At 30.6% G+C, this 26,173-nt stretch carries 30 protein-coding genes and 2 tRNA genes; 19 read left to right on the top strand and 13 right to left on the bottom strand.

The genetic code is table 11. The features are described 5' to 3' along the window. Positions 1 to 49: 49 nt before the first annotated feature. Positions 50 to 736, bottom strand: coding sequence for a hypothetical protein (locus Q4517_RS10875; protein ID WP_303509137.1), 687 nt, complete (start codon positions 734 to 736; stop codon positions 50 to 52). Positions 737 to 904: 168 nt separating this feature from the next. Here Q4517_RS10875 and Q4517_RS10870 point away from each other — a divergent pair, with 168 nt between their 5' ends. Beyond that, a complete protein-coding gene (locus tag Q4517_RS10870) occupies positions 905 to 1,666 on the top strand; it encodes a response regulator transcription factor (RefSeq protein WP_303509135.1) in 762 nt (253 codons plus the stop codon). Here the strand turns inward: Q4517_RS10870 and Q4517_RS10865 are convergent. The 7 genes from Q4517_RS10865 to Q4517_RS10835 all read right to left on the bottom strand — a co-directional run bounded on the left by Q4517_RS10865 (position 1,663) and on the right by Q4517_RS10835 (position 7,569). Then, the gene (locus Q4517_RS10865) at positions 1,663 to 2,406 is read right to left on the bottom strand and encodes a ThiF family adenylyltransferase (RefSeq protein ID WP_303509133.1); all 744 of its coding nucleotides are present in this window, start codon (positions 2,404 to 2,406) and stop codon (positions 1,663 to 1,665) included. The genes Q4517_RS10870 and Q4517_RS10865 overlap by 4 nt on opposite strands. Before the next feature lie 186 nt (positions 2,407 to 2,592). Then, complete coding sequence (locus tag Q4517_RS10860) at positions 2,593 to 2,979, bottom strand: hypothetical protein (protein ID WP_303509130.1); 387 nt, start codon at positions 2,977 to 2,979, stop codon at positions 2,593 to 2,595. A gap of 10 nt (positions 2,980 to 2,989) precedes the next feature. Continuing rightward, positions 2,990 to 3,409, bottom strand: coding sequence for a GreA/GreB family elongation factor (locus tag Q4517_RS10855; RefSeq protein ID WP_115902017.1), 420 nt, complete (start codon positions 3,407 to 3,409; stop codon positions 2,990 to 2,992). A gap of 11 nt (positions 3,410 to 3,420) precedes the next feature. After that, positions 3,421 to 4,722, bottom strand: coding sequence for a Glu/Leu/Phe/Val dehydrogenase (locus Q4517_RS10850; RefSeq protein ID WP_115902055.1), 1,302 nt, complete (start codon positions 4,720 to 4,722; stop codon positions 3,421 to 3,423). A 68-nt stretch (positions 4,723 to 4,790) separates the two neighbouring features. Continuing rightward, the gene (locus Q4517_RS10845) at positions 4,791 to 4,958 is read right to left on the bottom strand and encodes a hypothetical protein (protein ID WP_170137046.1); all 168 of its coding nucleotides are present in this window, start codon (positions 4,956 to 4,958) and stop codon (positions 4,791 to 4,793) included. Positions 4,959 to 5,140: 182 nt separating this feature from the next. After that, complete coding sequence (locus Q4517_RS10840; protein ID WP_303509124.1) at positions 5,141 to 6,466, bottom strand: sigma-54 dependent transcriptional regulator; 1,326 nt, start codon at positions 6,464 to 6,466, stop codon at positions 5,141 to 5,143. A 5-nt stretch (positions 6,467 to 6,471) separates the two neighbouring features. Then, positions 6,472 to 7,569, bottom strand: coding sequence for a sensor histidine kinase (locus tag Q4517_RS10835; RefSeq protein ID WP_303509122.1), 1,098 nt, complete (start codon positions 7,567 to 7,569; stop codon positions 6,472 to 6,474). Between the two features lie 152 nt (positions 7,570 to 7,721). Between Q4517_RS10835 and Q4517_RS10830 the strand changes: the two genes are divergently transcribed. From Q4517_RS10830 to Q4517_RS10820, 3 genes are all read left to right on the top strand, one after another. Further along, positions 7,722 to 8,333 carry a DUF4230 domain-containing protein gene (locus Q4517_RS10830; protein ID WP_303509120.1) on the top strand — a complete coding sequence of 204 codons (612 nt, stop codon included), beginning with the start codon at positions 7,722 to 7,724 and terminating at the stop codon, positions 8,331 to 8,333. 247 nt (positions 8,334 to 8,580) lie between these two features. Further along, positions 8,581 to 8,946 (top strand): MmcQ/YjbR family DNA-binding protein, encoded by a 366-nt coding sequence (locus tag Q4517_RS10825; RefSeq protein ID WP_303509118.1) that lies wholly within the window; start codon positions 8,581 to 8,583, stop codon positions 8,944 to 8,946. A 4-nt stretch (positions 8,947 to 8,950) separates the two neighbouring features. Continuing rightward, positions 8,951 to 9,499 carry a 5-formyltetrahydrofolate cyclo-ligase gene (locus Q4517_RS10820; protein WP_303509115.1) on the top strand — a complete coding sequence of 183 codons (549 nt, stop codon included), beginning with the start codon at positions 8,951 to 8,953 and terminating at the stop codon, positions 9,497 to 9,499. Positions 9,500 to 9,543: 44 nt separating this feature from the next. Here Q4517_RS10820 and rho read toward each other — a convergent pair whose 3' ends face one another. Beyond that, on the bottom strand, positions 9,544 to 11,172 hold the full coding sequence (rho, locus tag Q4517_RS10815) for a transcription termination factor Rho (RefSeq protein WP_303509112.1): 1,629 nt from the start codon (positions 11,170 to 11,172) through the stop codon (positions 9,544 to 9,546). A 199-nt stretch (positions 11,173 to 11,371) separates the two neighbouring features. Here rho and Q4517_RS10810 point away from each other — a divergent pair, with 199 nt between their 5' ends. The 4 genes from Q4517_RS10810 (at position 11,372) to Q4517_RS10795 (ending at position 15,407) form a co-directional block, all read left to right on the top strand. Continuing rightward, on the top strand, positions 11,372 to 11,806 hold the full coding sequence (locus Q4517_RS10810) for a DUF4293 domain-containing protein (protein WP_303509110.1): 435 nt from the start codon (positions 11,372 to 11,374) through the stop codon (positions 11,804 to 11,806). A 218-nt stretch (positions 11,807 to 12,024) separates the two neighbouring features. Beyond that, positions 12,025 to 12,681, top strand: a complete 657-nt coding sequence (locus Q4517_RS10805) for a response regulator transcription factor (protein ID WP_303509108.1) — start codon at positions 12,025 to 12,027, stop codon at positions 12,679 to 12,681. Positions 12,682 to 12,945: 264 nt separating this feature from the next. Next, entirely contained in the window at positions 12,946 to 13,617 is a 672-nt protein-coding gene (locus Q4517_RS10800) for a hypothetical protein (RefSeq protein ID WP_303509106.1), read from the top strand. Positions 13,618 to 13,634: 17 nt separating this feature from the next. Then, on the top strand, positions 13,635 to 15,407 hold the full coding sequence (locus Q4517_RS10795; RefSeq protein WP_303509105.1) for a tetratricopeptide repeat-containing sensor histidine kinase: 1,773 nt from the start codon (positions 13,635 to 13,637) through the stop codon (positions 15,405 to 15,407). Here the strand turns inward: Q4517_RS10795 and Q4517_RS10790 are convergent. After that, positions 15,390 to 15,887 carry a metallophosphoesterase gene (locus tag Q4517_RS10790; RefSeq protein ID WP_303509102.1) on the bottom strand — a complete coding sequence of 166 codons (498 nt, stop codon included), beginning with the start codon at positions 15,885 to 15,887 and terminating at the stop codon, positions 15,390 to 15,392. The two genes, Q4517_RS10795 and Q4517_RS10790, sit on opposite strands and share 18 nt — an antisense overlap. A 229-nt stretch (positions 15,888 to 16,116) precedes the next feature. Between Q4517_RS10790 and truA the strand changes: the two genes are divergently transcribed. From truA to Q4517_RS10775, 3 genes are all read left to right on the top strand, one after another. Further along, positions 16,117 to 16,851 (top strand): tRNA pseudouridine(38-40) synthase TruA, encoded by a 735-nt coding sequence (truA, locus tag Q4517_RS10785; protein WP_303509099.1) that lies wholly within the window; start codon positions 16,117 to 16,119, stop codon positions 16,849 to 16,851. Then, a complete protein-coding gene (locus tag Q4517_RS10780) occupies positions 16,851 to 18,617 on the top strand; it encodes an ABC transporter ATP-binding protein (RefSeq protein ID WP_408034055.1) in 1,767 nt (588 codons plus the stop codon). Before truA ends, Q4517_RS10780 begins: the two co-directional genes overlap by 1 nt. Before the next feature lie 70 nt (positions 18,618 to 18,687). Further along, positions 18,688 to 19,131 (top strand): hypothetical protein, encoded by a 444-nt coding sequence (locus Q4517_RS10775; RefSeq protein WP_303509090.1) that lies wholly within the window; start codon positions 18,688 to 18,690, stop codon positions 19,129 to 19,131. 44 nt (positions 19,132 to 19,175) lie between these two features. Here Q4517_RS10775 and cdaA read toward each other — a convergent pair whose 3' ends face one another. Continuing rightward, positions 19,176 to 19,958 (bottom strand): diadenylate cyclase CdaA, encoded by a 783-nt coding sequence (gene cdaA, locus Q4517_RS10770; protein ID WP_115902001.1) that lies wholly within the window; start codon positions 19,956 to 19,958, stop codon positions 19,176 to 19,178. 82 nt (positions 19,959 to 20,040) lie between these two features. Beyond that, complete coding sequence (folP, locus tag Q4517_RS10765) at positions 20,041 to 20,859, bottom strand: dihydropteroate synthase (RefSeq protein ID WP_303509085.1); 819 nt, start codon at positions 20,857 to 20,859, stop codon at positions 20,041 to 20,043. An 80-nt stretch (positions 20,860 to 20,939) separates the two neighbouring features. Here folP and Q4517_RS10760 point away from each other — a divergent pair, with 80 nt between their 5' ends. The 4 genes from Q4517_RS10760 to Q4517_RS10745 all read left to right on the top strand — a co-directional run bounded on the left by Q4517_RS10760 (position 20,940) and on the right by Q4517_RS10745 (position 23,775). Next, positions 20,940 to 21,485, top strand: coding sequence for a DUF1599 domain-containing protein (locus Q4517_RS10760; protein ID WP_303509082.1), 546 nt, complete (start codon positions 20,940 to 20,942; stop codon positions 21,483 to 21,485). A gap of 16 nt (positions 21,486 to 21,501) precedes the next feature. Continuing rightward, positions 21,502 to 22,473 (top strand): DoxX family protein, encoded by a 972-nt coding sequence (locus Q4517_RS10755; protein ID WP_303509079.1) that lies wholly within the window; start codon positions 21,502 to 21,504, stop codon positions 22,471 to 22,473. Positions 22,474 to 22,622: 149 nt separating this feature from the next. Next, positions 22,623 to 23,015 carry a fluoride efflux transporter CrcB gene (gene crcB / locus Q4517_RS10750; RefSeq protein WP_303509076.1) on the top strand — a complete coding sequence of 131 codons (393 nt, stop codon included), beginning with the start codon at positions 22,623 to 22,625 and terminating at the stop codon, positions 23,013 to 23,015. Between the two features lie 55 nt (positions 23,016 to 23,070). Then, entirely contained in the window at positions 23,071 to 23,775 is a 705-nt protein-coding gene (locus Q4517_RS10745; RefSeq protein WP_303509073.1) for a crotonase/enoyl-CoA hydratase family protein, read from the top strand. A gap of 30 nt (positions 23,776 to 23,805) precedes the next feature. On the opposite strand, the gene Q4517_RS10740 is transcribed toward Q4517_RS10745, so the two are convergent. Further along, positions 23,806 to 24,417 (bottom strand): DUF1684 domain-containing protein, encoded by a 612-nt coding sequence (locus tag Q4517_RS10740; protein ID WP_303509070.1) that lies wholly within the window; start codon positions 24,415 to 24,417, stop codon positions 23,806 to 23,808. Between the two features lie 359 nt (positions 24,418 to 24,776). Here Q4517_RS10740 and Q4517_RS10735 point away from each other — a divergent pair, with 359 nt between their 5' ends. The 4 genes from Q4517_RS10735 (at position 24,777) to udk (ending at position 26,172) form a co-directional block, all read left to right on the top strand. Then, positions 24,777 to 25,007: a hypothetical protein gene (locus tag Q4517_RS10735; RefSeq protein ID WP_115901993.1), complete on the top strand. Its 231-nt coding sequence runs from the start codon at positions 24,777 to 24,779 to the stop codon at positions 25,005 to 25,007. A 146-nt stretch (positions 25,008 to 25,153) separates the two neighbouring features. Then, positions 25,154 to 25,228 (top strand) — tRNA-Pro (locus Q4517_RS10730). 165 nt (positions 25,229 to 25,393) lie between these two features. Beyond that, a tRNA-Thr gene (locus tag Q4517_RS10725) sits at positions 25,394 to 25,467 on the top strand. 99 nt (positions 25,468 to 25,566) lie between these two features. Further along, entirely contained in the window at positions 25,567 to 26,172 is a 606-nt protein-coding gene (udk, locus tag Q4517_RS10720) for a uridine kinase (RefSeq protein ID WP_303509174.1), read from the top strand. Position 26,173: the final 1 nt, after the last annotated feature.

Below are 26,173 nucleotides of genomic sequence, written 5' to 3'. Positions count from 1 at the left end.
AATTTATTTTATTATACTTCAAATTTAAATGACCTCTACACCTATCTCATTACACTAAAGTGTAGTTAGATATTTGATTATCAACAACTACACTTTCAGGTAGTTTTGATTTTTTTACCGAACTATTGTCTATTGATTTAAATATCAAATGCTTATTTTTTCTATAAAACCCTATTAAGCCTGAATAAGTCATACACACAGGTATAGTCTCTGAACCTAAATAATTCACTGCCTCACCAACCACAGTAGCTTCTATTCCTAAAATTCTTAAAACTCTCAACAACTTACTATCACATTCTGCAAAAGCCACAGAATTTTCTTTTTCACAAATTGGGCTTATGGCACAAATCATTAGTTTTTTAAAAAGGTTTATATCACTAACCTCTTTTTTTATTGCGAATCTACCTATGTGCCAAATTGTTTTTAAAGGAGACATACCTGCAATCTCTATCGGGTTTATTCCAAATATTTTTTGAATTGGTAACTTTCTTGAGTAATCCCATCTTAGCACTCTTATAGCACCTTCAATTTCTCCTTTATCATTTTTTGAAACAAATACTTTTGAGCTCTTAGAAAAATCTAACTCCTCTTTATAAATAGATTGAACACTTGAATAATAATTACTTGGTAAGTTTCCTTTAGTGTGATGTTTAAAATTCTCTTTAACTATGAATTCAGCTAAATTTATCATTTCACTTGATGATAATATTTCTAAGGATTTGTTTTTAAAAGTCATAACATTGTGTTTTATACTCTCAAAACTATCTATAGATTCCTGCTTTTTAATTACACAAAAGTGTAGTTAAGATATTGATGACCAACAAACTACACTAAAGTGTAGTTTTATTAGACATAATAATATACTTTTTAGTAGATTTGTTAGAACTCTTCAATATTTTTAATTATGGAAAACAACATCAATGATTTTTTTTCAATGAAAAACACTGTTGATAATATTTCTGAAAATGAACTTCTTAAAACATCTGATTATTTAGCTCCTATAAAAGCTTTTGCAAGAACCACTTATAAAAGTATTTATATTATTGACTATCAAAAGAAAGGATTTGAATATGTTTCTGATAACCCCTTATTCTTGTGTGGTCATACAGCTGAAGAAGTAAAAGAGATGGGGTATGCTTTTTATTTTAAGTACGTTACCCCCCCCGATTTAGATTTACTTTTAAAAATAAATACGGTAGGTTTTGATTTTTTTGAAAAACTACCCATTGAAGAAAGGTTACTCTACACAATTTCCTATGATTTTAATATTAAAAATCAAGAGAAAAAAACTATTTTAATAAACCAAAAATTAACTCCTTTATTTTTGAATAAAGATGGTAAAGTTTGGAAAGCTATATGTATTATCTCTTTATCTACAGAACAACACTCTGGTAATATCAAAATATACAAACAAGGAGACAACAAAATGTTTACTTATAATCTAGAAGGTAAATATTGGAAAACAGAAGAAAAAATAACACTTACAAATAGAGAAAAAGAAATATTACAGTATTCTGCAAGAGGTTTTAAGATCAATGAAATAGCTGAATCTATTTTTGTATCTCCTGATACTGTTAAATTTCACAGAAAAAAATTATTTGATAAATTAGAAGTTGCTAACATAACAGAGGCAATTTCTTTTGCTACCAATAATAGACTTATTTAACTATTAATTGATGACAAGTAAAATTCAGGAAATTTTTTTACAGGTTTACCTGTAGAAATATTAAATAGCAAGTGAGCACAAATAGACGCTACCAACCATGAAGCTACAGATAATTGAGGAGGAGGTAATACTTCCTTCTCTTTTTTGTATTCTTCTATAACATCTTCTATCCATTTCTGAGGCTTTCCCCAAAACTTCATATAACTTACTGCGTATTCTACCATATTTACTTCGTTAAACTTCTCTTCTTCTTTAGCTATTGATTCTAACGACAAACTATCTGGTGTGATTACAGAAACTAAAGCTCCCCAGCCTAAATTATATGGATGAATAATTGGCACCCCTTTATCTCTACAAATCTTATCAAATCTTAATGGTATTTCAGACGTAAAATCTAAAGCATTTACCGCTACTTTATGTCCTTCAATTATTGAATGTATATTTTCTTTTGTAATAAAACAATTATGAACCGTAATATCTGCTTTCGGATTAATTGATAACAATCTTTTAGAAAGCGCTTCAACTTTATCTGTTTTGATATCATCTTCAGTATAGTTTTGCCTATTCAAGTTTGACACCTCAACCTCATCACCATCAACTATAGTAATTTTTTCAAAACCTAACCTTAAAGCACATTCAGCAATATTACTACCTATACCACTACCGCCTAATAATATTGGATAATTCTTTATCAATTCTTGCTCTTCTGGTTTAATATATATTCTATTTCTACTATACATTGATTTTTTATAAGGTTTATTAAAGCAAAAATAACTAAACATACCTAATCAAATCTTACACTAAAGTGTAGTTATTAAAATATTAAGAGCTTTAATATTTTTTAAAACAAAAAAACCTTGGAACTACATGATTCCAAGGTTTTACAACTAACTCTACAAATCTAACATACTTGCTTAACAAGAATGCTATTCTCTTAATAAGACTTCATCAAAAAACTTGTCTTTAAGTTTTTGATAAGCTTCCAAATTATTTTGATAATTCTCACGTAACCTATCGTACTCTCCTAAATAAGCCATATCGCACTGTATATTATCACATTCTGCTACATTAACATATGTATTTGAATACGACAAAACAGTTTTATAAAGCTCATTATTTACTTTTTTCCTCTCGGAAAAGAGTTCCAATGTTTCTTTAGAAATAGCTTTATTAATTAAAGAATACTCATGTAAACTTAAAAGGTTCTCAATTTCTCTATTGATATACTGCAACTGATCTACCCATCCTTTTAGTTCTGCATAATTATACTTATGTACAACATCTATATCGCTACCGTGATTATTAAGTGTCATTTTTTTATCTTTAAATTAGGGTACTTAAACTCTCTTTCCCTTTATCTTGAATTACTTTTAAAATTTTAACTTCTTTCTTCCCTCCTGGTAAATTCCAATGAACTACATCATTCAAAGCATAACCAAACAAAGCTATACCTATTGGTGTTAAAATAGAGACTTTATTGTTTTTCAAATCTTTTTCAATTGGTTTTACAATCTGAATAGTTTTTTTCCAAACATCACCAGAAGCTATAGTTATAACAGTATTTAAACGTACTACATCATCTAGCATTTCTTCTTCATCTAAAATCTTAGCTGACTTTAATTCCTCAGCAAACTTATCTAATGATGTTTGTACTTTACCTTCTTCAGTATGTTCTGAAACATTTAGTAAACTCTTAATGTACACATACTCCTTTTTTTCTAAAACTAAACTTCCGTACTTCATTTTACTGTTTTTTATGGAAAAATACCTCGTTGAACATATGCCTTTTCTATACGTTGTATAGCTATACAGTATGCTGCTTTTCGCATATCTACACCTTCTAACTTTGCATAATCTGAAACTCTAGTATATGAGTCTTTTAGCTTCTTGTCTAATCGTGTAATTACTTCTTCCATATTCCATAACTCACCATTACGGTTTTGAAGCCATTCAAAATAACTAGTGATTACTCCTCCTGAATTACATAATATATCAGGGATAATTGTTACTCCTTTTTCTAAAAGAATTTTTTCTCCTTCAACATTTATAGGTCCGTTTGCTCCTTCAGCTATTAAATTAGCTTTGATTACATGCGCATTATCTTCTGTGATTTGATTTCCTAAAGCGGCAGGAATACAAATATCACAATCGGTAGCAAAAAAATCTTCTTTTTCTATTCCTATTGATTCTGGATACCCTACTAAACTTCCGTTATTAGCTTTTGTATAGTTAAAAAGATCTTCTACCTTGATTCCATTTATGTTTTGAATACTTCCGTAGGCATCTTGAACTCCTACCATTTTGGCTCCTTCTCTTTCTAAAAAGTATGATGCCCAATAACCAACATTACCAAAACCTTGCACAATAAAAGTTTTACCTTCTAAACTCTCATTATTTTGTTCTACCCAAAACTTAATAGTTAAGAAAACTCCATAACCTGTTGCTCTATCACGCCCTTCAAGTCCACCACTTCCTATTGGTTTTCCTGTTACTACATGTTGATTCATTGAACGTTCCGCAGGTGCTTTAGTACTCATATACGTATCTGCCATCCACGCCATAGTTTGGGCACTTGTATTTACATCTGGAGCAGGGATATCATGCTCTGGCCCAATATTATCTCCTAAAGCAAACGTAAAACGTCTAGTAATACGTTCTAATTCATCTTTTGAATATTTGGTAGGGTCAATTTGAATACCTCCTTTACCTCCACCGTATGGTAAACCTGCTAAAGATGTTTTCCATGTCATCCACATTGCCAAAGCTCTTGCTGCATCAATATCTACCGTTGGGTGGTAACGTAAACCTCCTTTATACGGACCTAATGCATTATTGTGTTGTACACGATATCCTTGAAAAATTTCAACACCTCCATTATCCATTTTCACAGGAAAATTAACAATGATTTCGTTATTCGTAATACTTAATATTTTACGAATATTAGGGTGTAAACCAATTTGATCAGATGCACTATTAAACTGTTCTAGTACATTATCAACCATTCCTCTAGCATTCTTTCGCTTCGTTGGTTTTTTTAATTCTTTGGTTAATGTCATCTCACTTATGTTTGAATTTATTTTACTACCTAAAATTTTACTTTTTGTATTATTCATACCTGACTCCCTTAAACAGCTTGCATTTCTTGTTCTGCAACTACCTCTTTTTTCTTTACTTCTTCGGCACTCACCTCATTATACTCACTACATGACCACACCTTTTCTTTAGATTTGGTTAACACGCATGTATTTATTTCTGTACATGAAGGGCAAATATTAAAAGGATTAGTATTCATAAATTACATTTATTTTGTTCTTTCTTTCTAAAGGCAAATGGTATGCCGATAAATATGCCAAAAAACAAAAAAACTTCTGCACCCTTTGTTTATAAAGGATACAGAAGTTTCTGTAAAATTTACTTCAAAATTAAAGTGGGGAATTTTTCCTCAGGCGGAGAAAAAACACCCAAAAAAACATTTTATTCTTTTAACTTTTCTCGTAAAGTCTTACGATCTATTTGAAGGATTTTTGCTGCTTTTGTTTTATTGTTATTAGTAGCATTTAATACATGTTGTATGTGACGTTTTTCCATTTCTTTTAAAGATATTAATCCTTCTTCTGAAAAATCGACATTATATTTTAGCGAATCCGGTAAATGCTCTACCTCAACTATACGATCACACATAATTACTGCACGCTGTATTATGTTTTCTAACTCTCTAATATTCCCAGGCCAATTATATCGTTTTAACACATCTAAAGCTTTAGGGCTTATTTTTATGAACTTATCTTTATACTCAACACCATACTTAAAAAGAAATTTTTCTACTAGCATAGAAATATCATCCTTTCTTTCTCGTAAAGATGGTACCTCTATTTCTACTACCGTTAACCTATAAAACAAATCTTCTCGAAATGTTCCTTTTTGAATCATTTCTTTTAAGTTGTTGTTAGTTGCTGCAATAATTCTAACATCTACTTTCTCCGCTTTTTGAGCTCCAACTTTTACCACTTCTTTTTCTTGTAAAGCTCTTAACAGTTTTGACTGCACATTTAAAGAAGCGTTACCTATTTCATCTAAAAATATAGTCCCTCCATTTGCTGCTTGAAAAAAACCATTTCTGTTACTTTCTGCCCCAGTAAAAGCTCCTTTAACATAACCAAACAACTCAGATTCTAATAAATTCTCTGGTATTGCGCCACAGTTCACAGCTATATATGGTTCTTTAGCAAACTTCCCTTCATAATGTATTGCGCGCGCTACCAATTCTTTTCCCGTTCCACTCTCCCCTTTAACAGAAACCGTTACCTTATTATTTTTTACACGATCTATTATTTGAAAAATTTCATTAATCTTTTCTGAAGCTCCTATCATGTCTCCATAAAAGTTCTTTTTTTCTTTCTCTTGAGGAACCTTTCTTTGGCTTATTTCTGATTTTGTCAAAGCATCATCCATTGCTGTTTTCAACTCTTCTTTAGTAAACGGCTTTGTTAGATATGCTACTACACCAGATTTAATAGCTTCAAGTGAGTCTTGTACTGATGGATATCCTGTTACTATAAGTTTAGGTAACTTTGGATAATGCTCTGAAACAAACTTAACAAGTTCAAACCCGTCTACTTCAGGCATTTTTAAATCTGTAATTAACAAGTCTATTGCAGTATCTCTTAAAATTGTGACTGCTTCTTTAACCGATACTGCTTTGTAGGTGTGATAATTCCAAGATTGTAAGTGTCTATGCAACAATTCTAAGATATGAACATCATCATCTACTATTAATATATTTTCCTTTTTTAACGGCATTTCTTTTATTTTGGTAACCTAACCTCAAAGATAGCACCTTTTTCAATGCCATTTTTAGCTGTTATTGTTCCTTTATGACTTGATACAATACCATGCACTACACTCAATCCTAAACCTGTTCCTTCTCCTGTTGGTTTCGTGGTAAAAAAAGGTTGGAACACTTTTTCAAGAGCTTCATCACTTAACCCTATGCCTTCATCTGAAATTCTTAAAACTACTTCTTTACCTGTTTGAAATGTTTCAATGGTAACTAGCCCTTCTTTTGGTGAAAAGTAAATAGCATTTATAATTAAGTTAAAAATAATCTGAGTAAGCTGAACCGTATCTGCTCGCAACCATAATTCAGACTCTTCTACTTTTACTAAATACTTTACAGATTGTCTTCTAAAAGTAGCGTCCAGTAAATTTATAGCATCTTTTATGCTTGGAATAATATTTACTTCCTTCATTTCTTGTGGCATCTCACAAGCAAAATACATTAGCTTCTTCACTACTTCTCTTGAAAAAATTGCGCTTTGAATAATTTTTTCTACATCCGCTAAGGCCTTTTCATTATTATGCATATCAGCTTTTAATAACTCTGAGTAACCTAAAATATTAGCTAGCGGGGTATTTAACTCATGGGCAATTCCTGCTGTTAGTTCTCCTAAAATTGATAAACGATCGGCGTGTTCCATTTTACGCCTCATTGATAATTCGTTATTCTTTATTTCAATACGTTCTAAAAGTCCTCCTATTTTTTTAGCTACGGTATCAAACAGTTCCTTTTCTTCTTTTAGATATAAGTTATCTTTAAGTTTTTTACCTTTTATAAATGCTGATATTTTTCCTTTAGGTATATTAAATACCGGAATAGTACTTGAAATTATACAAAGTTCTTCCTCTGTTTTACTTTTTTCTTCAGAATATTCCTCTATATCAATAAAAACTCGAGTGTTTTTGGGAAACTGTAATGCTCTTTTTAAACTTTTTGCAATTGCTTTTAAAGTAATAGCTACTTGATCAAGGTTGGCATTTATTATTAAAGACGTTACCTCATAAAGACAGGTTAACTCTTTTATACGTTCTTTTAGTTCTTTTTCTGTTGTACTTCCTGACTTCATTAGTAGCTTTTTTTATTAAACTCAGATAAACACTTATGTTTTCGGGGAATAAAAATACAAAATAACTATCCTTAGCTTGCTTTTATGATAAAAACTATCTTATTATTTATTCTCTTTTTTATGCTTTACCTATTTTATGTAAATTCGTTGTTATGGAATTACTTTTTTTAGGTTTAGCTGGAGGTGCTATCATATCCTATTACATTTTTAAAAAATTTACCTCAGTAAGAAGAAAAAATTTAACCGAAAAACAATCGGTAGTTTTGTTAGATAAAATTAAAAAAGTATCTAAACTGATTACTGTTGAAGGAGAGTTTGCCGAGATATACCATCATGAAAATACTAGAGAAAAATTTTTAGGACTTGTTACCAGTAAGAAAAAAGCCATTATTCTAATTAATGCCAAAGTGCATATTGGTTTTGATTTTAGAAAAATAAAAATGCATACCGACACGAAGAAAAAGGTATTGATTTTATCTCAATTTCCACAACCCGAAGTATTTTCAATAGAACCTAATTTACGTTTCTATGATATTCAAAACGGATTACTTAACAAGTTTAGCTCAGAAGATTTAACCGAAGTAAACAAAGAGGCCAAAGAGCATATTCTTCAAAAAATACCTGAAAGCAACCTAATGCAAACAGCAAACAAGGAAGCTTTGGAAGCTGTTACTCTAATGCAAAACTTAGTAGAAACTATTGGATGGAAACTAGACTATTCTGCATTAAAAATTCCTGAATCAACTCAAAATTTAATTGAATAACTAGCTGTAATGAAGAAATATTATAAAACATTTAAATTATTATTCATTTCTACTTTTTCTTTCTCTTTATATTATTACATAGATAACCATGATGCTTTAATATTACTTCAAGAAAAAGCTGACAAATACTCCATGCGTAGAGGCTTTGAATTTTTCATATTCGTAAATATTTTTAAATACTTTTTCTTATTACTTAGCTTTATGTCTATTATTTTCTTAGCTTTTACATCCTATAAAAATAAAAAGAATGAATATTGAAGAATTTCGCAACTATTGCATTACCAAAAAAGGAGTTACTGAACATTTTCCTTTTGATGATAATGTTTTAGTGTTTAAAGTAATGAATAAAATGTTTGCTTTATCGGGGTTAGATAGTTGGGAGCAACATAAACCTAAGGTTAATTTAAAATGTGACCCTGAACGTGCCCTAGAATTAAGAACCGAGTACGAAAGTATTAACCCAGGATTTCATATGAGTAAGAAACATTGGAATACAGTTACTTTAAACAATGATGTTTCTGATACTTTTGTTTTTGAATTGATTGATTACTCATACGAACTTATAGTTAAAGGATTAACTAAAAAACTTAAAGAAGAATTAAAATCGTTGTAACCCAATGCTTAAACCTGACCTTAGAAAACTATACAAACAAAAGAGAAACATACTTACTGAAGTAGAAAAAGAAAAACTACAGAAAAGTATTTATCAACAAATATTCAAGTTACAAACTAGTGATGTTCGTACTGTACATTTGTTTTTGTCCATGCGAAAGTTTAATGAAGTGGACACAAAACCTATCATCGATTTTTTTAGAGAAAAAGGAAAAAAAATTATTGTTAGTCGTTGTAATTTTGAAGATGATACTCTTTCTCATTTCTATTTTGAAAAAGACACTAAACTTGAACTCAATAAATTTGGAGTTCCAGAACCTGTAAATGCGGAAGAAGCTAATGTAAAAGATATCGATTTAGTTTTTGTTCCCATGTTAATTTCTGACGAACAAAAATACCGAGTTGGTTACGGAAAAGGGTTTTATGATCGATTTTTATCAGAGTGTAGAGAAGATACTCGAACTGTTGGACTTAATTTCTTTCCTCCTATCAAAAAAATAGAAGATACTCATGAGTTTGACGTTCCATTGGATTTTATGATATACCCAAAATAAAAAATCCCGCAAAAAGCGGGATTTTTTATTTTATATACTAACGATTATCCGTTCATTGAAATCAAGAACTCATCGTTATTCAATGATCTTTTAATTCTATCCTGTATAAACTCCATTGCTTCAATAGGGTTCATATCTGCTAAATACTTACGTAATACCCACATACGTTGTACTGTTTTTTCGTCTAATAATAAATCATCACGACGTGTACTTGACTTAATTAAGTCAATTGCAGGGTAAATTCTACGGTTTGCTATGTTACGTTCTAATTGTAACTCCATGTTACCTGTTCCTTTGAATTCTTCAAAGATAACCTCATCCATTTTAGAACCAGTTTCGGTAAGTGCAGTAGCAATAATAGTTAATGAACCACCATTTTCAATGTTACGAGCCGCTCCAAAGAAACGTTTTGGTTTGTGTAATGCGTTCGCATCAATACCTCCTGATAAAATCTTACCTGATGCTGGTGCTACTGTATTGTAAGCTCTTGCTAAACGTGTAATAGAGTCTAACAAAATCACTACATCATGACCACACTCTACTAAACGCTTTGCTTTTTCTAACACAATGTTAGCAACACGAACATGTTTATCTGCTGGCTCATCAAAAGTAGAAGCAACTACTTCACCACGTACACTACGTTGCATATCAGTAACTTCTTCAGGGCGCTCATCAATTAATAAAACTATTTGATATACTTCAGGGTGATTTGCTGCAATAGCTTTTGCCACATCTTTCAATAGCACAGTTTTACCCGTTTTAGGTTGTGCTACAATCATACCACGTTGTCCTTTTCCTATTGGAGAAAACAAATCGATAATTCTAGTTGATAATGAACTTCCTTTTTCTGCTAAATTAAATTTTTCTTCAGCAAATAATGGAGTTAAGTGTTCAAAAGAAACGCGATCGCGAACAATATTTGGGTTTAATCCATTAATTTTTGAAACTCTAATTAACGGGAAGTACTTTTCTCCTTCTTTTGGAGGACGTACATTACCACGAACAGTGTCTCCTGTTTTTAATCCAAATAATTTTATTTGAGATTGTGATACATAAATATCGTCAGGTGATGATAGATAGTTATAATCAGAAGAACGTAAAAATCCGTACCCGTCAGGCATCATTTCTAATACACCTTCACTTTCAATGATTCCATCAAATTCAAAATCTGGATCGCGATACTTGTTACCACTCTTGTGGTGTTGTTTATTCGTATTCTGATTTTTATTGTGCTTATTACCTCTGTTATGGTTTTTATTATGCTGTTGCTTTTGTTGTTGAGGCTGTTGCTGTTTTTTATCATCTGATGAAGCTTGAACTTGCTTCTTCTCTTCTGGTCTCTTTTTTGGTTTATTAACAACTTCCTTTTTTTCTGGAGCTACTTTTTCTGGAGTTTTTTTTACTTCTGGCTCGTTAACAACTTTACTCTCTGGCTTTTCGTCAACAGTTGTAGTAGTATCTTTAGCTTCTGTCTTAGTAATTCTTTTCCTTTTTGGTTTTTCTGCCTTAGGTTCAGGTTTAGCCTCATTAGCACTTGCTTCAGCTTGCGCATCTAAAATTTTGTATACTAAGTCTAGTTTTTTTAGTTGACTAATCTTTGTTAATCCTATTGATTTAGCAATAACTTGTAAATCAGCTAATTTTTTAGTTTTTAATTCCGAAATATCGAACATTCGTTAAATAATTAAGTTACTAAAATTCTTTATGTGTAAAGAATTATATTGTATTAAGTTTTGTTTTGAGTGCTAATTATATAGGGGCTATATAATAATTTTGTGCGGTTACATACAAGGCAAATATATACAAATATTTTAACTTCTAATATTTCTTTTTAAAAAAAGAAGTATTACATTTGCTACCCGATAAAAAATTATGATACAAAGAATACAATCTATATACTTATTAGTAGCAGGAATTATTTCTGGAGGATTGCCTTTTTTATTTAGTCTTTGGAGTAACTCTCAAACTAATACGGTATATGTTTTAGATTTATTTTCTGGGAACTCAACCATAGAAAATAGTATTCCTGTTTTATTTTTTATCTCAGCTTTAGTAGCTATTGTAACAATATTTTTATTTAAAAATCGTCAGTTACAATTTGTACTAAACCGTTTAAACATTTTGATAAACCTTTTTTTATTAGGACTATTGATATATTTATCACAAACATTATCTGGAGAAGCTTCGGTTTCTGAGAAAGGTATTGGGATGTTCTTTCCTATCGTTGTTATTTTGCTGTTAGTTTTAGCAAATAGAGCCATTAAGAAGGATGAAGATCTTGTAAAATCTGTAGATAGATTACGATAAACCTAACATCTTAGTATATTTAGTGCGAAAAAAACCGGGATTTAAATCTCGGTTTTTTATTTTTGTTTCCTAGTATATTCAAGGCTTACAGCCTTAAATGTTAAATAAATGTTAAAAAAAACTCAGGGTTAACCCTGAGTCATTAACGAAACGATTAGGGATATTGTGTATTGCACACACTCTTTTAACCTCATAAATTTGTAACTGTAATAACAACCATGAATTACAACAAGATAAAAGTTCACATAGCAGATGACCATAAGATTTTAATAGACGGGGTCATTGCTTTATTAAATACTGAAGACGACATTGAAGTAGAGGGATATTCTTTAACTGGTAGGCAAGTGGTAAACTGGTCTTCTAAAAATACAGCAGATGTATTAGTTTTAGATATTAACATGCCTGAAATGGATGGTATTGAAGTTTTAAAAACGTTTAAAAAACGTAACACAAAAATTAAAACAATTATACTTTCTGGTTTAAGCGACCCAAAACTTGTTCAAGAAATGATAGCACTAGGAGCTAATGGTTTTGTAGATAAAAGTCGAGCTAATGAGCAAATAATTGATGCCATAAAAGTTGTTCACAACGGCATACAATATATTAGTGAAGATATTAAAGTAAAATTATTAGATTTATATGCTTCAGATGTAAAAGATGAAGATGAACCTGAGTTTTTGCATGGAGACTTAACTGAGAGGGAAGTTGCTGTATTAAGATTAATTGCTAAAGAGAAAAGCTCCAGTGAAATTGCACAAAAACTAAATGTCAGTATTAAAACAGTAGAAACATATAGAAGTAATTTATATAAAAAATTAAAAGTAAAAAATGTAGTAGGTTTAGCGATGTATGCCGTGAGAAACAAAATAGTGTAAAGACATAATCAACCCTTCAAATTTTCTTTAGTCCCCCAGATTAAGAAGCCCCCCGAGTCTATACACTTCATGCATCGCTAATCAACTGCTACTAACAATAAACCCAATAGCGATGTACGCGTTATTTAACATAGTATAGAAAACCCCTTCATTTTGTTTTCTTTTATCCCTAAGAGATATCGTCCCCCGTCTCTTAACATCTATCCTAAGTACATCGCTATTTTTTTTTAAAAATCTAAATCTCAATAATAAACACCATAAGTCATGAAAAAATTTACTCCTTATTTCCTTGCTTTGAGCCTTAGTGTTATTTTTGCTTCTTGTTCTTCTAACGAAACGGAAGTTATAGAGAATAGTCCTGAAAACTTATTACAATCATACACTCTTAAAAGAGATGCAACTGGGGCCTACTCTATCGATTTCAATACAACTAATAATACCGATGTAACTACATTGACTAATGTAGACAACTCTAAAGAAATTGTTTTAGCTGAAACTGCACAAAAAACAGCCACAAAGCACTCTAATGATTTTTCTATTGAAAACGATCATTTAAAAATTGGTTTTTTTGAAGCTAATAAAGGAAAAAGAACTAACATATACATTGAAGACGAAAACATTACATTTGCTAAGGGAATTACTGAGTTTTTAAACTCATATAGTATTACAGCAAATGGTGACGGAACATATCAATTAGATTTTACTATCAATGATAATGTAACAACAGATTTCGTTTATAATGAAGATATTGAAACTTATGAAGTTCATTTATCAAATGGTACCTCAGATCAAAAAACATTTTCAAGAGAATTAGAAATGAACTCTGAGTCTAAAATGTTAAAATTAGATTTTGTAAATCATAAATATGCTAGTAGAACAGAAGATGAATTAGCTATTGACAGAAAACCAAAGTCCATTATTGTAGATATACTTTAATATATTTTATAAAGAAAATGCACAAAAGATCTTTGCTCTTTTTTATAATAATCACGATAGCTTTTACTTCTTTTTCTTACAGTCAGGAAAAAGAAGAACACTTGTATGATGAATATAAAAAAGCAAAAGAACTTTTTAAAAACGAAAAATATAGTATTTCATTAGAAAAAAGCCTAAAAATACTCTCTGAAACAGATTCATTAGGTCATTTTGAATTGAAATATAAAACTTCATTTCTAATCGGAAATATTTTCAGACAAATAAATGACCATAAAAAAGCTATAATATATTATAAAAAAGCTTTAACAAATTTTAAGTCTGATTCTTCATTTAAAAGTGAGCACTTAAGTACAGCCGAAAACAGTTTTAACATAAACAAGATACTTTTACGTATTGGTGGGCAGTTTCATATTTCCAAAGAGAAAGATAGCGCCATTAAGTACTATAAAGAAATACTAGCTAGCAACTCTTTTAATCAGCAAAATCTCACTACCAAAGCAAGCTCATACACCAACTTATCTAACATATATAGAGAAGACTCTATTTACGATTTAGCTAGAGAATACTCTTTAGAAGCAATAAAAATATACAAGAAAGCAAATAAAAAAGTTTTAGAGTCTGCTGCACTTGGTAATTTAGCCAGCATTTATTTAGAACAAAAAAATTACGAAAAGGCAAAAAAGATTTACTTAGATGGTTTAGATTTAATAAAACTTGACTCAAGTGATAGGGCTACCAAATACAAAGAATTTCTATATTTTAACTTAGCATATACTTTATATTTACAAAAAGACTACAGAGCCTATGATTATCAAGAAAAATCTTACAACATTAAGGATGATTTAAGAGATATTGAAATAAGAAGAATTGTTGATGAAATTTACACAAAACACGAACTTAACTTAGAAAAAGAAAAAACAGCTTTAGTAGAAGAACAACGAAAACTAGAAGAAGCTCAAGAAGCTAAAACATCTATGCTATTTGGAGCTTTGAGTTTTTTAGTTTTAATAGTTTCTGGAGTAATCATTTACAACTACAAGCTTCGTCAAAAAAACCTACGTCTTAAACTTTCTGAAAGTAAACTTATACAACAACAAAACCTTGAGAAGGTAAGGTCTGAAGCACAGGTTAAAATTCTTAACGCTACCATAGACGGAAAAGAAACCGAACGAAAACTTATTGCAGAAATACTGCATGATAATGTTAGCGCGCTACTTTCATCGGCAAACATGCATTTAACTGCTACAAAAAAACAATTTAATGGAGACACCCCTCAAGAAATAGAAAAAACACAAGCTATAATTTCTGAAGCGTCGCAAAAAGTAAGAGACTTGTCTCACAATTTAGTTTCTTCTATTTTACTAAAATTTGGGTTAGAATATGCAATTAAAGACGTTGTTAAAAAATATTCTAACAGCCAGTTAAAACTTGAAGTTTCTGCAAAAAACATCAACAGATATAATCAGGAATTTGAAATAAAAATATTTAATGTGATTCAAGAATTAATCAATAATATTTTGAAGCACAGTAAAGCTAAACATGCGCAAATAGATTTAAAGGAAGAGAAGAATCAACTAACCGTTCTCGTTAAGGATGATGGGGTAGGATTTTCTACCTCGTCTTCCTCTTTTTCTGATGGTATTGGTCTTAATCAAGTTGAAGCTAGAATTCATATGATGGATGGTAAACTAACCATTAAGTCTGAAATAAATGTAGGTACTTCTATACATATTGCTGTTCCTATACTTAGTAAAGAAAAAAAACTCAATAAATTAACCTCTGTTAGCTAGCTCAATAATTTCCATATTTTTCACACTACCATTATCTATTTCAAAACGTAACATCGTTCTAACCTTATGGAACCCATGGTTTCCTGCAGCTCCTGGATTTAAATGAAGTAAATTTAGTTTTTTATCGTACTGAACCTTTAATATATGTGAATGTCCACAAATAAACAATTGAGGTGTTTTACTTTTTAACTCTTCTCTAACCCGTTGATTGTATTTATTCGGATAGCCTCCAATATGAGTTATCCAAACCGAAATACCATCAACTATAAACTTATTGTCTAACGGAAATTCTGCCCTAGCGTTTTTATCGTCAATATTTCCATACACCGCTCTAAGTGGCTTTAGGCTTTTTATTCTATCAGTAACCTGTAAATCTCCAATATCACCTGCATGCCAAACCTCATCAGCTTGCTTTACAAACTTTAAAATTTGATTATCAATAAAACTATGTGTATCGGAAAGGAGTAAAATTTTCTTCATTAAAACAAAACTAATGAATTAAAAAGGAAAAATCCACGACATTACATCATGGATTTCTTTATACTAAGGGGAATTCACTATCTTATTTTAAAAGTGAACAAAAATAACACAAACATTCAGTTAACCTGTTAACATATGTTAATAAATCTCAAAAACATTATTTCACCTCCTATCTAGTACATTTCAAGTTATAATTTTATAATTTAGCTATTTAAAATCTTTACACTTCTTGAGGTATTTTATTGAATTAGCATACAACGGAAAAAATTATCATGGATGGCAAATACAGCCACACGCAATTTCAGTTCAAGAAAAAATAAATAAGGCTATTAGCACTATTTTAAGAAACGAAATAAATATTGTAGGAGCTGGAAGAACAGATGCAGGTGTACATGCCTCTCAAATGTTTGCTCATTTTGATGTAGAAACTCTACTAAACGATAATTTCACCTACAAGTTGAACGCTATTTTGCCCGATGACATCGTTATATTTAATACACAATTAATGCATAACGATGCTCATACTCGTTTTGATGCACTTAGCAGAAGCTATGAATACAAAATTTGGCTAGGTAGAAATCCGTTTTTGTTAGATACTACTTGGCAATTACACCGCCAGCAATTAAACATAGAATTGATGAATAAAGCTGCTACAATTCTTTATGATTATGAAGATTTTAAATGTTTTTCAAAAGTAAAAACAGATGTACATACGTTTAATTGCACAGTAACTAATGCAAAATGGATAAAAAGTGGAAATGAACTAACCTTTCATATTAGTGCTAATCGTTTTTTAAGAAACATGGTTCGTGCTATAGTAGGTACCTTGATTGAGGTTGGTTTAGAAAAAATAACTTTAGATGATTTTAAAAACATTATAGAAAGTAAAAATCGAAGCAAAGCAGGAGTGTCAGTTCCTGCAAAAGGTTTATTTTTAACAAAAGTAAAATACGACTATATATAGTGAGCAAAACAACAGGAAAAGCATTTGATATTAAAATTTTTGCACGACTTATGAGTTTTGCAAAAAAATACCGTGTAAGATTTATAATTGCGGCATTATCTACCATTTTACTAGCAGGATTTGCGGTACTAACTCCTGTCATTTTAATGACGGCCATAGACGACTTTACAGTAACCAAAGACATTACAAGGCTGTTGTATTTTACAATTGCCATGATTGTTGTTTTACTTATTCAAGTATTATTTCAGTTTAGTTTTATCTATTATGCAAACTGGGTAGGGCAACATATTATTAGAGATATAAGGGCTAAAACTTTTAGGAAAATACTTCAATTTAAAATGGGGTATTTTGATAACTCTTCAGTTGGAAAGTTAGTAACTCGTGTTGTTTCAGATATAGAAACCATTGCTAATTTTTTTACTCAGGGTGTTTTTATGATTGTTAGCGATGTTTTAAAAATGATTGTAGTAATCATGGTAATGTTCTATACAAACTGGAAGCTAGCATTAATTGCACTTGCAACCTTACCTGTGTTAATTTACGCTACTAAACTATTTCAAATAGCAATTAAATCTACCTTTCAAGATGTTCGTAACCAAGTAGCAAACCTAAACAGTTTTGTACAAGAAAGAGTTACAGGAATGAAAATTGTCCAACTCTTTAATAGAGAAAAAATTGAGTACAAAAATTTTATTGATATTAACAATAAACATAAAAAAGCACATGTTAAAACTGTATGGTACTACTCTATTTTCTTCCCTATCGCCGAAATACTATCTTCAATAGCAATAGGCTTAATTGTATGGTATGGTGGTTTACAAGTTGTTGAAGACAAAGCTGTAAGTGTTGGTGCCATTATTGGTTTTATAAAAATGGCTCAAATGCTTTTTAGACCTTTAAGGCAAATAGCTGATAAGTTTAATCAACTACAAATGGGAATTGTAGCTGGTGAACGTGTTTTTAATATAATAGATACTGAAAGTTCTATAGACAAAAATGGAACGATTACTGCTAATAACATACAAGGAACTATTGACTTTAAAGATGTACGGTTTAGCTATATAAAAGGAGCAGAAATTTTAAAAGGAATTAGTTTTAATGTTAAAAAAGGACAAACAGTTGCCATTGTGGGAGCTACAGGTGCAGGTAAATCAACCATAATTAATCTTATAAATCGTTTTTACGAAATAGATAGTGGTGAAATATCTATTGATAACATTCCTGTTCAAGATTACAAAATAACTTCTTTACGTCAAAAAGTAGCTGTAGTATTACAAGATGTATTTTTATTCTCAGATAGTATTTTAAACAACATTACTTTAAACAATGAAAACATTTCTTTTGAAGAAGTTCAAATAGCAGCAAAACAGATAGGGATTCACAAGTTTATAATGACTCTTCCTAACAACTATCATTATAATGTAAAAGAACGCGGGGGCATGTTATCTTCAGGTCAACGTCAATTAATTGCCTTTTTACGTGCCTATGTTAGTAAGCCAAGTATTTTAATTTTAGACGAGGCTACCTCATCAGTTGACACACATTCTGAACAAATGATTCAATACGCAACTGATGAAATCACCAAAGACAGGACTTCTATTGTAATTGCACATCGTTTAGCGACCATTAAAAAAGCAGATATGATTATCGTTATGGACAAAGGTTGCATTGTTGAAAAAGGAAATCATACACAATTATTAAAAAAACATGAGGGTTATTATAAGAATTTGTACGAAAAACAGTTTAATAATGAAACAGTGGTGTAAATAAATTTGTTTACATCAATCAAAGTAGTACATTTGTTATTCAATCTTAAAAACTAAAAATCAATAAACGATGAAAAGAGTAATTTTATCAGTATTTGTTGTTGGTGCTTTATTAGCAACATCATGTAAAAATACTAAAGAGGAAGCTAAAGATGCTGTAGAAACTGTAGAAAAAGCTACTGAAGAAGCTAAAGAAGCTGCAACTAAAACAACAGAAGAAGCAAAAGAGGCTACTGAAGAAGCTGCTAAAGCTGTAGGTTCTACAATCGAAGGTGTTGAAATTCCTGAATTTGAAGATCCAAAAGTAGGTGAATACTTACAGTCTTATGCTGAGTATGCTAAAACATACATTGATGCAAAAGGTGATGTTGTAAAAAATTCTGAATTAGCTCAAAAAGGTGTTGAGTTAGCTAAAAAGTCACAAGATATTCTTGGTAACTTAAGCCAAGAAGATGCTGTAAAGTTTAGTGAAGTTATGACTGCTATTCAATCTAAAATGGCTCCTGCTCAATAATCTTTTGGACAGGTCATAAAAAAACTCGCAAATTGCGAGTTTTTTTATGCCATTACATCTTTTTCTAATTTTCTATGGAGCTCTTCTAATGACTTGTACAATACAAATTCTCCATCTTTTATATACGAAATCTCTCCTGTTTCTTCTGAAACCAATAAACAAATTGCATCGGTTTTTTCACTAACACCAATAGCCGCTCTGTGACGTAACCCAAACCTTGAAGGTATTTTAGTACTGTTAGAAACTGGTAATATTACTCGAGTTGCCACAATATAATTGTCACGAATAACTGTCGCACCATCATGTAACGGACTGTTTTTATAAAAAATACTCTCAATAATAACTTCATTAACCAAGGCATTCATCTTATCTCCAGTATTAATTAAAAAATCTAAATTATTTGTTTTCTCAATAACTAATAATGCTCCTGTTTTTGTTTTCGATAAGTTAGCGCAAGCCATTAAAATAGTTTCAACATCTGTTTCAGAATGAATTTCTGTTTTTAAAAACTTCAACTGATTTAAAAAACCTTTTTTTGTTGAAAAATTAGTAGTTCCAATCATTAATAAAAACTTTCGAATTTCTTGTTGGAACACAATAATAAGTGCAATGACCCCACCTGAAAGTAAGTAACCTAAAATTCCACTTAACATTTCCATATGTAAAGCCTGTGTTACCTTCCATATCAAAAATATAAAAGCAATTCCTATTACAATATTAATAGCGACTGTTCCTTTTAATAATTTATAGATATAATAAAGTAACACTGCTACTAAAAATATATCTAACACATCAAGGAATGAAAAGTCAATAAAATCCAAGTTCATTAATTTTTTGAAGTTTTTTTAGCCTTTTAAAAAAAATTAGTAAGCACTACACATAACTTAATAAGTAAATGTAATGATTTTATTACAACTGTTCCACAATTTTAACTGCTTCAACAGCCTCCTTTACATCGTGCACTCTTAAAATATGTGTTCCATTTAACAAAGCAACGGTATTTGCTACAGTCGTAGCATTTAAAGCTTCTTGTGGTGTTATATTTAACAAATTATATAACATCGACTTTCTAGAAACCCCTGTTAAAATAGGTGCTTCTAAGCTTTTAAACAACGATAGTTCTTTAAGTAACTTATAGTTTTGATCGAGCGTTTTTCCAAAACCAAAACCAACATCAATTAGTACATCATTTACTTTTAAAGCTCTAAGTTTAAAAAGCTGTTCTGCAAAAAAAGAAATTACTTCTCTAACCACATTTTCATATTCCGGATTTTGTTGCATGCTTTGTGGTGTCCCTTGCATATGCATCATTATATATGGAACTTGCAATTTTGCTACTGTTTCAAACATTTGCTTATCCATCTTTCCTCCAGAGATATCGTTAATCATGGTAGCTCCTGCATATATCGATTCTTCTACTACTCTACTTCTAAAAGAATCTACTGAAATAAGAATTTTAGGAAAATTTTTAATTAACAGCTCAACCACAGGAATCATTCTTTGCAGCTCCTCTTCTTCTGAAATATGTTTTGCTCCAGGTCTCGAAGAATACGCACCAACATCAATAAATGTAGCACCACCATGCAACATCTTTTCCGTTTGCAACAGTATATCACGTTCATTTTTATACTTACCACCATCAAAAAAAGAATCAGGAGTTACATTTAAAATCCCCATAACCTTAGGCTTAGTTAAATCTACCAAGGTTCCTTTACAATTAATTGTCATCACACTAAATTTCCAAGTAAAAATAAATGAAAAGCTTGTAATATTTACTATTTTTGGTCGAATACTTTTAAATAAGAAAAATGCAAAACACCTCTAAACAGTATGATACTGTAGTTGAAGAATGTAGAAGTTTGTTTGTAAAAAAAATGAGTGATTATGGTAGTGCTTGGAGAATTTTAAGACTTCCATCATTAACTGATCAAATATTCATAAAAGCTCAACGTATACGCCAATTACAAGAAAACACTGAACGAAAAGTTGATGAAGGAGAAAAATCAGAGTTTATTGGTATTATCAATTATTCGGTAATGGCATTAATTCAAATTGAATTAGGTATTGTTGAACAACCTGATTTGACGACTGAAGAGGCAACAAGTTTATATGATAAACATATAAAAATCACCAAAGAATTAATGGAGAACAAAAACCATGATTATGGTGAAGCATGGAGAGATATGAGAATTTCTTCGTTGACCGACTTAATTCTTCAAAAACTACTTCGTGTAAAACAAATTGAAAACAATCAAGGCAAAACCCTAGTTTCTGAGGGAATTGATGCTAATTATCAAGATATGATTAATTATGCTATTTTTGCCATGATTCACCTTTCTGAATCAGATAATTAACCTAAAAAACACCCCTATGATTTTAAAAATGTTAACACATATTTCAAGAGCACTTGTAGGTCTTCTTTTTATTTACTCTGGATTTGTAAAATTGGTAGACCCCATTGGATCTCAATATAAATTTGAAGAATACTTTGGTGCCGATGTATTAAATTTAGAATTTTTAATTCCTTATGCTTTACCATTCTCAATTCTTTTAATTGTTACCGAATTAGTTTTAGGTATTATGCTTTTAGTAGGCTATAAAGCAAAATTTACCGTTTGGAGTTTATTCGGTATAAACCTAATATTCTTATTCTTAACCTGGTATTCATACACCTACAATAAAGTTACAGATTGCGGTTGTTTTGGCGATGCTTTAAAGCTAACTCCAGGAGAAACTTTTTACAAGAATGTTGTTTTTATGGTTTTTATTGTTATTCTTATTTTAGGAGTTAAACATATTAAACCTATAATTTCAAATAAGTTTGCTTCTTTAACAACCTATAGTTCTGTCTTTTTAGCACTAATTGTAACTTATTATGTTTTACAACATTTACCAATTATTGATTTTAGAGCTTATTCTATAGGAACAGATATTGCTAAAGGAATGGAATACCCAGAAGATAGCGACGAGCTTCCTCCTATACATGATTTCATGATCGAAACAGATGAAGGCGACAAGTTAGACGAAATGTTAGCAAAAGAAAAAGCAATGCTTGTTATTATGTCTAATTTAAAGAAAACAGAAAAAGAAGGTATTGCTGATGTTTCTAAAATTGCAAAACAAGCTAGCGAACAAGGTTATAAAGTCTACGTACTAACAGCTGATTATATTGAAGATTTAGCAGCTACCCAACAAAATTTTGGACTACCATACACTTTTGGGTTTTGTGATGAAACTGCTTTAAAAACAGTAATTAGAGCTAACCCTGGTATTGTTACCGTAAAAAATGGAATCATCACTGGAAAATGGAATTGGACAGATACTGATGATGTAGAATTATAAACAATTATACAATTTATACATAAGTAAAGCCTCACAAATTTGTGAGGTTTTCTTATTTTCGCAATGATATGAAAAGCTCTTGTAAAGATTTTTACAACATTTCTTTCAATAAGAGAGTAAAACCAAGCTATTAACTTAGAAATATTTTTGTGAAACAATTATTATTAGTTTTTATAGGTGGCGGAACAGGAAGTGTATTACGATATATTATCGGAAAAGCTTTAAACAGTTCACAAACAGGAATTCCTTATGGAACTTTTACGACGAATATTCTTGGGAGCTTACTTATTGGTATTATTTTAGGGCTTGCTGCCAAAAATGATACATTAACACAAAACCACACCCTATTATTAGCTACTGGTTTCTGTGGTGGATTTACCACTTTTTCAACCTTTGCTTATGAAAATCACGTCTTTTTAAAATCTGGCGATTTTACCTCTTTTACACTATACACTATAGGAAGCTTTATCATCGGATTTTTAGCTGTTTTTGCAGGTATTTACTTAGTAAATTATCTTTGGACGAGTCCACAAGCAATTTAAATAATACCACAACTTTAAAACCAACCTCACTTTGTGAGTAAAATTTATATAATAAATGAGCGAACTTATACAATACAAATCAGAAGACAGCTACGTAATAATTACTATTACAAACGGAAAAGCTAACGCTATTTCTCATGAAGTGATTGACGCTTTAAACATCTCTTTTGATAAAGCTGAAAAAGAAGAAAAACCAGTAATATTAACAGGACAACCAGGAATATTCTCTGCAGGTTACGATTTAAAAAGCATGACACAATCTCCTGAATCAGCTTTAGAACTAGTAACCAAAGGATCTCAATTATCACACAGAATGCTTTCTTTTCCTTATCCAATAATTGCAGCTTGTTCTGGTCACGCCGTTGCCAAAGGAGCCTTCTTACTACTATCTGTTGATTATAGGCTAGGTATTGAAGGTGACTTTAAAATCGGATTGAACGAAGTTTTAATCGGTATGACCATGCATAATGCTGGTATCGAAATTGCAAAAGCACGTTTAGCCCCTATTTATTTTGAAAGAAGTGTTAGTTGCTCAGAAATATACAACCCTAAAAATGCTATTACAGCCGGTTTTTTGGATAAAGTTGTCCCTCAAGAACACTTACTACCAACAGCTATAAAGGTTGCTGAAATGTTTTCTAAACTAAATAAGAAAGCACATAAAGAGACCAAGTTAAAAGTAAGAGAGTCTTATTTAGACTCATTAGCAAAAGCTATCAAACAAGACAGTAAAGAAGGCTTAACACCTCCTTCTAAATAAAAAAATCCTGCATATGCAGGATTTTTTTTATTAATTAGGTTTTTCATAAGACATCACCCCTGCCTTAATTTCTACATCTAAATAATTATCACTTGGTGTAATTGGGCAAGAATAACGACCACTATATGCACAGTAAGGATTATAAGCTTCATTAAAATTTATTACAATAGTACCATCATCCTTTATATCTGTTGTGTAAACATCTATAAAACGACCACCTTTATAAGACGTTTTTCCATTCGTATTATCTAAAAAAGGTAAAAATAAATGGTTAGCATATTCTGGATCAGGCTTTACATCTTGATAAATTGCCAACTCAAACTCTTCTCCATCAACAGAAAAAGATAATATTCCGTACTTTTTGTATAACACTATCCTATCTGTTGTAGTAGGAAAATTAAAAACAGGAGCATTCGGTAACAATTCTAGACTAGCATTTACTTTATACTTCTCATTAATAGGAAAAAAATTTAGCCCATTAAACTCTTTCAATCCTTTTTTAGTTAATGGTGACCTAGAAGCATCTTTAAACTTAGTATTCATTTCTTTCTGAAAATCAGACTCTCCTAAAACAGCTCTTTTACCTTGACTCTTGCAAGACAGTATTGAAACAGTAAAAATTAATAGTAATATTTTCTTCATATTAGTTCTATGTTTTATCTCGCTACAAAAATACTGTATTCAAACTAAAACCTTACCATTCCTTAAAAAACCATTAAATAAATAGGTGAAAACTGTTAATTTTCTACTAATAATTTGAAATAACAAAATAAAATCGTTACATTTATATTTATAGATAATACTTATACCTGATATAAGATAGTGTAAAAAAGTTTTTTTATCTTATAAAAAAAACTTATTAACTAATAAATCAAATTGATGGACTTGTTTGTTTGTAAACAGAAAGTTTCCTATATATTTGCCGCCCCAGTTATTTTAGGCATATATCTTTTATCAGACAAAACCTAATAAAGAAATTTTAATTTAAATTGGTAAATTTTATGAATTCAGAATTAATCAATAAGGCAGAAGAATTTGAAAACAGAAAATTCAAATTTATTACTACTAGTGATAGAATACTAGCCTCTAGAGAAGCAAAAGCTCTGATTCTAGAGATTAATGAGGTATATAAACAAACAAAAGACAGCACGTTAATGGACTTAATGAAGCGTTTAACAGCTGTAAAACAACGTATTGAAAAACGTTTAAAAGGAAAACCTTTAACAGCTTAAGCAATAAACAACCTTTAAGCTCGTTTATAATATATACATAAGAATAGTAGTTTCATCAACTACCACTCTCATTATAATATTTATTCTTGATAAAGTTCTAAGTAATTTACTTAGAACTTTTTCTTTTTTAAATATATTTGTAGTATCGGGATGTAGCTTAGTCCGGTTAAAGTGCTGGTCTGGGGGACCAGAGATCGGTGGTTCGAATCCACTCATCCCGACTTCTTTTCTTAAAAAATACACCTCCCTTAAAAACCAAACAAACTCTAATTCAACTACTTAAAAAACACCTAAAACTATTACAAAAAACACTCTTTAAAAAATTTTAAAAAAAGTTTTTTCAGTTTCAAAAAACATTATATATTTGCCACGCTTTTAAAGCAAACGCCGATGTAGCTCAGCTGGCTAGAGCAGCTGATTTGTAATCAGCAGGTCGTGGGTTCGAGTCCCTCCATCGGCTCAAAACTAAAAGCGCTAACAAAAAGTTAGCGCTTTTTTTATGCGCTTAATTTGCTAAATTTGTCATAACTCTATTTTTTACAAAAACTTAATGAAAAATATATTTGTTATCGGTATTGCTGGAGGTACGGGAAGTGGAAAAACCACGGTAGTAAACCAAATAATAAACGAACTTCCTGCTGACGAAGTATGCGTTATTTCTCAAGACTCTTACTACAAGCAAACAGATAATCTAACTTACGAAGAACGTACTAAGATAAACTTTGATCATCCCAGAGCAATCGACTTTGATTTAATGGTAGATCATCTATCTGAATTAAAAAACGGATGCATTATTGAACAACCAGTATATTCATTCGTTGCTCACAACAGAACCAAAGACACCATAAAAACACATCCTAGAAAAGTTATTATTATTGAAGGGATTTTGATTTTTAATAGCACAGAACTTCGTAACTTGTGTGACATAAAAATTTTCGTTCATGCCGATGCTGACGAACGCTTGATTAGACGTGTAAGAAGAGATATTAAAGAACGAGGTAGAGATGTTGATGAAGTTTTGAACCGTTATCAAAACACCTTAAAACCCATGCATCAACAATTTATTGAACCTACAAAAAATTACGCTGACATTATTATACCTAACGATAGATATAATACTGTTGCCATAGACATTGTAAGAACTGTAATTAACGACCGTTTATAAC

The organism is Tenacibaculum sp. 1_MG-2023, assembly GCF_030547425.1.
In the GTDB taxonomy this organism is placed as follows: Bacteria; Bacteroidota; Bacteroidia; order Flavobacteriales; family Flavobacteriaceae; genus Polaribacter.
Note: the sequence above shows the minus strand (reverse complement) of the source record. Positions and strands in the feature narration are given on the sequence as shown.